We start from the raw sequence: 6,035 nt of genomic DNA on the forward strand, positions 1-6,035 counted from the left end.
CTATCCGTCGGCGACACTTCAGGCTTCGGGCGAAGCAGTCGGACTGCCGGACGGCCAGATGGGCAACTCGGAGGTAGGCCACATGAACCTGGGTGCAGGCCGCGTGGTGTACCAGGACCTGGTGCTCATCAACAAAACCATTGCAGAACATAGGCTGGCTTCCATGCCGACGCTTTCCGCCGCGTATACCTATGCCAAAGAAAACAAAAAAGATGTGCACCTGATCGGACTGCTCTCGGACGGCGGGGTGCACTCGCATATAGAGCATCTCAAAGCGCTTTGTTCGGCTGCGGCCGACCATGGGCTGGGCAACATCTACATCCATGCCTTTACCGATGGCCGTGACACAGACCCGAAAGGAGGCGTGAAGTACATCAATGAACTGGAGCAGCACTTGGAAAACACGCGGGGAGCCATTGCCTCGATCATAGGCCGCTACTATGCCATGGACCGCGACAACCGCTGGGAACGCGTGAAGCTGGCCTATGACCTGCTCGTGCACGGCCAGGGCACTCCTTCGCAGAACCTGATCAAGTCGATGCTCGACTCGTATAATGCCGGGGTGACCGATGAATTTATACAGCCGATCGTAAAAGTGGATAATGCCCGGCAGCCGATCGCGACGATCAAGGAGGGCGATGTCGTGATCTGCTTCAACTTCCGTACGGACCGTGGCCGCGAGATCACGCAGGCGCTCACCCAACAGGACTTCCCGGAGCAGAATATGCACAAGCTCAACCTGTACTACGTCACCATGACCAACTACGACGACACGTTCGTAGGCGTGCAGCCGATCTTTGACAAAGATAACCTGAACAACACGCTGGGAGAAGTGGTAGCGAAAGCCGGCAAAAAGCAGATCCGTATAGCGGAGACGGAGAAATACCCGCACGTGACCTTCTTCTTTTCCGGTGGCCGGGAGCTTCCGTTTGAAGGAGAAAGGCGTCTCCTTTGCCCATCCCCCAAAGTGGCAACCTACGACCTGCAGCCTGAAATGAGCGCCTTTGACATACGCGATGCCATTGTGCCGGAACTGCAGCACCAAACTGCTGATTTTATCTGCCTGAACTTTGCCAACCCGGACATGGTGGGGCATACAGGAGTGTTTGAAGCGGCTGTAAAAGCCTGCGAGGTAGTGGACCAATGCGCGGAAGCGGTGATCACAGCAGCTTTGGAAAATGGTTATGATACCATCGTAATAGCGGATCATGGCAACGCCGACTTCATGATAAACCCGGATGGCACACCCAATACAGCGCATACCACCAACCTGGTGCCTTTTGTGCTGGTCAGCAACGACTACAGAGGAACTCTGAAAGAGGGCCGGCTGGGTGACATCGCCCCAACCATTCTGGACCTGATGGGTATACCGCAACCTGTTGATATGACCGGTGTTTCACTTCTTCAGAGAGAGCAAGCCTTTGGCCAGGTATAACATACTCGGTTTACTGGCCCTGCTTTGGGCGACAGTGGCTTGTGAGAGGCCTGAGCCGTCCGCTTCTGCCAGGCGGACGGTCCCTTATAACCTGACGGGCTACCTGGAACAACAGACCCAACGCCTGCAGCAGGAAAAGCCTGTCGTCCTGAAATCGGTTACGACCCAGAACAAGCCTACCGAGACCCTTGAAACTTCCGATGTGGATTGGGCGAAAGAGCTTTCTATTTTTCAGGAAGTAGACCTGAGCCGGCCGGCCCTGCGTGACTTTTACCAGGAGCAGCACCAGCTACTCCCCGATGGCAGTAAAGCTACCGTTTTCATTAAGTCAGAGGAAGCCGCAGCTCCCGTGCAGCGGCTCCAGCTCCTGGTTTCTCCTTCGCAACAACTCGAGCACCTGGAAGCGACCGTATTGGAAGAGAACATTCTTTTCTACTCCAAGCGAAAAATTACCCTGGCAGCTGAACGGGGCACCGGCAACCTGGCAAGCTACCGCATCGAAGGAGTACAAAAACTGATATTTGGGGACTCACTCCATTACCGCATCGACGCCAACCTGTAGCAGCCCCGGTCAGTTACAATAACCTGCCATTCCAGGCACCCATTCCGTCTTTATTTTAGTATATTGCTAGTATAAGCTGCTCTTGTTATGTAGGTTATCCTGGAGCGGCACCTTCTTTTTGTCTGGTTTGTGCTTATGCGTCTTTTTACCCTGCTTCTGTTTCTGCTCGCTGGCTTTGCCGGCTCGGCTCAGGACACTGCTCCTGCACGGGGCCGTGGCTGCGCCACAGACAGCTACCTGGAAGTATTGAAGCAGCAGGATGCCGGGTTTGAGCAGCGCAGCAGACTGGCAACGGAGGCGGTACAGCAGGCATTGCTGCAAAAGCCTGCCGGGCAGTACTTGCGGCAGGCAACCGTAAGTATACCGGTCGTGTTCCATGTGGTCTACAACAAAGCAGGAGAGAACATTAGCGATGAGCAAGTGCTCTCGCAGCTGGCCGTGCTGAACGAGGATTTCCGGCGGATGAACGCAGATACCGCCAACACGCCCGCTCACTTCCGGCCTTTTGCCGCCGACACCGAAATAGAATTCTGCCTGGCCATAGTCGACCCGCAGGGGAACTCCAGTTCCGGCATCACCCGTACCCGGACCACGAGAGAATCCTTCAGTTTTGTATCCGACAATATCAAGTCAAGCGCCAGCGGAGGCATCGATCCCTGGGACAATACGCTATACCTCAACATCTGGATCGGCAACCTGGCCAATGATGAACTGGGCTATTCGTCTTCGCCGGGAGCTGCTGCCAGCCGTGACGGGGTCGTGCTCAACTACCGCGCCGTAGGGGCAGCCCCTGCCAATACCAGCCTCTGGGAGTATAACCTGGGGCGTACTGCTACCCATGAGATCGGCCACTGGCTCGGCCTGAAACACATCTGGGGCCTGGGCATCACCTGCCGAGACTCGGATGGCATAGAAGACACGCCCAACCAGGAGAATGAAACCCTGGGCTGTCCGGAAGGCATCACCTCCTCCTGCAACAACGGCCCTTACGGCAACATGTGGCAGAACTTCATGGACTACACCAATGATGCCTGCATGAACCTCTTCACCCAGGGGCAGGCCGCCTACATGCAGGGTGTACTTCGCGCGAACCGCAGTTCTATCTTCAGCTCAGTGGCCTGCACAGGAGAGCTACGCTCCCGTTTCGAAACGGCTGAGCCCGTGGATACTCTTATCGTTGAAGGGGAGCAGGTGCAGTTCAAGGGTTCATTTGCAGGCTACAAGCCGGACACCTGGCTCTGGCAGTTTGAGGGAGGCACACCGGCCACATCCACAGAACAGAACCCGACCGTGACCTATACCCGCCCGGGCAAGTACCGCGTCACCCTGACCACCGCCAATGCATCCATGAGCCATACCCTGGAAAAGGAAGCGTTCATACATGTGACGGACAATGACCTGCTCGTTTACCCGAATCCGGCTTCAGGCTTTATCATCCTAGAGCAGCCTGCCCGCCAGCAGGTGCAGCAGGTGCAGCTGACCAACCACTACGGTCAGGTGCTGCTGGACCAGCAAATGCAGGAAAGGGTTTTGCGGCTGGACGTGCGTGACTTACCGGCAGGTGTATATGTTCTCCGTATCAGTGGCTCCAATGGCCTGCGTATACGAAAAGTGAGTGTCGTGAAGTAGGCTTTAGATCAGAACTTTTCTCCCTGCAGCGTCACGACCACCGTCCGTTTGGAAGCCTGGTTGCGGTGTTCGCACAGGTATACCCCTTGCCAGGTGCCCAGGTTGAAATTCCCGTTGGAGATGGGAATCGTGACGGCACTTCCAAGCAGGACAGCCTTCAGGTGAGCCGGCATGTCATCCGAACCTTCCTGGGTGTGACGGTAGTAGGAGGCATTTTCGGGCACCATGTGGTTGAAGTGGCTTTCAAAATCCTGCCGCACGGTGGGATCCGCGTCTTCGTTTATGGTCAGGCTGGCTGAGGTATGCTTGATGAAGATATGCGCCAGCCCTACTTTGTATTCTTCCAGCTCTGGCAGCTGCGCCGTCAGCAGGTCCGTGATCAGGTGAAACCCACGCTTCACAGCCGGCAATCGTATCTCTTTCTGAAACCACATAAGATCTAGTTATGAATTTTGAATGAGTGAATGAGTGAATCTCAATTTTGAATAATTGAATTTTGAATGACTTTTCTATGCTGAAGGAGACCAAGCTATACCTGGGAATCAGCAAAAATCAAGATAAGTCTAACCATATTTTAATTCATTCATTCGCTCAATCACTCATTCACTCATTAATCAATTGTCCGCTCAAAAGCACCGATGTCCGGTTTCGTAGCGTGTCTGTTTATACCTTTGATATCGTTCGTTACACCCGGCAGGGGCAGGGCCGTTCCGCTGGAAGCAGAAAGCGTGTCCAGGCTGAAATTCTGTTTCCTGACATCTTTGAACTTCGGATCAATGTTGAGTTGATTGCCATTCACATTCAGTACGTCTTTATACTTGTCGGAACGCAGGATGTTGTTTGAGACCGCTGCCGTGATCTTGCCTTCCAGCAGTACCTCGTTGGTATAGCGGGATCCTTCGCTATATACAATAGAGTTCACAAGTCGCAGCTGTGTCGGCTGATCTTTGATGTCTGTTTCCGGTATGAAGTCGGCGATGACGAAGGCCGGTGTTTCGCGCTGCAGCATGTTGCTGTAGTTGGCAATGGTAGAGTAGAGCACTTCGTAGTTGCCACCGCCCAACCCTCCGAAGCCATACTGCCCGAAGCCATGGATGAGGGTGTTGACAACCTTCACATCCGAGGTAAAGGCCACTATACCATCCAGAAAAGCATACTGTATCACACATCCTTCTATCAGGGTGGTGCCCTTGCCGGGATTGCCGATGCGGATGCCCCGCATGGTGTTCCGGATGTCGGCATAGCGGATGACGTTGTTCTCGCTCCGGGCCAGGATACGTATCCCTTCCCACTGCCCGGGTGCATGGATGTATGACTGATCCCGCCTATACCCGCTGAAGCTGACGCGTTCTGCGGGCGTACCTTCTACCAGCAGCCTGCCGCTTACCAGCAGCACCGCTTTGTTGTTGGCAAATATGCGGGCTCCTTTCTCTATGGTGAGGGTAGCGCCTTCACGCACCAGCACCGTGTCGAGCAGCACGTGGGGCTTGCCGGCGGCCCAGGTGGTGGTGCCGATCGCGCCCTTCCGGTGAAATACGGCATCCTGCCCATACGCCACCAGCTTCACGTTCTGCTGCCTGCCATTGGTATTGAACAGAATGGAGTCTGCTACCAGGAAAGGCAGGTTCTGGTCCGTCGGGTTCACGTTGACCTGCACCAGAATGTAGAGGCTGTCCTTGCCACGCAGTTCCAGGTTGTTGATCACCGGGCTCTCTACGCCATCGATGATGAGTTTGTAAGGAGAGGAGGCAGCACCTGCCAGCGTGATGTTGCTGATGCGCACTGCCTTTTTGTTGGGGTTGTATACCTTGAGCCGCTTTGTTATGCTTCCCTGTGTCACAAACACTGTATCAAACAGCACCGTATCGCCCGAAAAACTCAGCACCGCCTTCGGATCAGAAGTTACTACTTCATCATCGGGCGTGCAGGACAGGGCTGACAGCAGCAGCAACAGGGGCCATATATAACGCAGGTATTTCAAATGATCGGGTAGCTTAACGGTTAAATGAAATTTTACTAGCACACTAAGTTTGACAACGACTTCATCCCAACAATTTAGTCATAAAACGTGAATCTAATACTTCGTGCTAACATTAAAGCGCATACGAGCGTTGCTTTTAGGTATAGCTATACCTGTTTGTCAGTAGTCCTTTGTTTTAATGTTACTTTTATTGGTATGCCTTCTTCCTCCGTTTTTATTTTTAGCATTGGGGTGATCTAAGCCGCGGGGCATCGCTCTGGGGGTAGTTCGCTGGTTACAGCCTTCGCACATGGAGCAGTTTATGTGTTTGCTTCACCGGATCCAACTACCCCTGCCCCTCCTTATCCAAGGAGGGGAACCTGTTCCTGCTACGGCTCCAGATCTTGTTGCATAACTAATGTAAAACACCCCTATGGTCCCCTCAAGGG

General features: G+C 53.9%; 5 protein-coding genes. 3 read left to right on the forward strand and 2 right to left on the reverse strand.

The window, feature by feature from the left end; genetic code table 11:
* The 3 genes from gpmI to OB13_RS18165 form a co-directional block, all read left to right on the forward strand.
* Positions 1-1,435 (forward strand): 2,3-bisphosphoglycerate-independent phosphoglycerate mutase (gpmI, locus tag OB13_RS18155; RefSeq protein WP_461491600.1); only part of this gene is annotated, 1,435 nt, incomplete at its 5' end.
* Entirely contained in the window at positions 1,422-1,997 is a 576-nt protein-coding gene (locus OB13_RS18160) for a hypothetical protein (RefSeq protein WP_461491601.1), read from the forward strand. The genes gpmI and OB13_RS18160, both read left to right, overlap by 14 nt.
* A 135-nt stretch (positions 1,998-2,132) precedes the next feature.
* The gene (locus OB13_RS18165) at positions 2,133-3,626 is read left to right on the forward strand and encodes a M43 family zinc metalloprotease (RefSeq protein ID WP_461491602.1); all 1,494 of its coding nucleotides are present in this window, start codon (positions 2,133-2,135) and stop codon (positions 3,624-3,626) included.
* Between the two features lie 8 nt (positions 3,627-3,634).
* On the opposite strand, the gene OB13_RS18170 is transcribed toward OB13_RS18165, so the two are convergent.
* On the reverse strand, positions 3,635-4,060 hold the full coding sequence (locus OB13_RS18170; RefSeq protein ID WP_461491603.1) for a secondary thiamine-phosphate synthase enzyme YjbQ: 426 nt from the start codon (positions 4,058-4,060) through the stop codon (positions 3,635-3,637).
* A gap of 176 nt (positions 4,061-4,236) precedes the next feature.
* A complete protein-coding gene (locus tag OB13_RS18175; protein ID WP_461491604.1) occupies positions 4,237-5,607 on the reverse strand; it encodes a hypothetical protein in 1,371 nt (456 codons plus the stop codon).
* Positions 5,608-6,035: the final 428 nt, after the last annotated feature.

It is taken from the genome of Pontibacter sp. HJ8, assembly GCF_054824225.1.

Bases quoted from the DNA above. Each gene is read 5' to 3' on its own strand.
- OB13_RS18170 (WP_461491603.1), bottom strand. From the start codon at position 4,060: ATGTGGTTTCAGAAAGAGATACGATTGCCGGCTGTGAAGCGTGGGTTT.
- OB13_RS18165 (WP_461491602.1), top strand. From the start codon at position 2,133: ATGCGTCTTTTTACCCTGCTTCTGTTTCTGCTCGCTGGCTTTGCCGGC.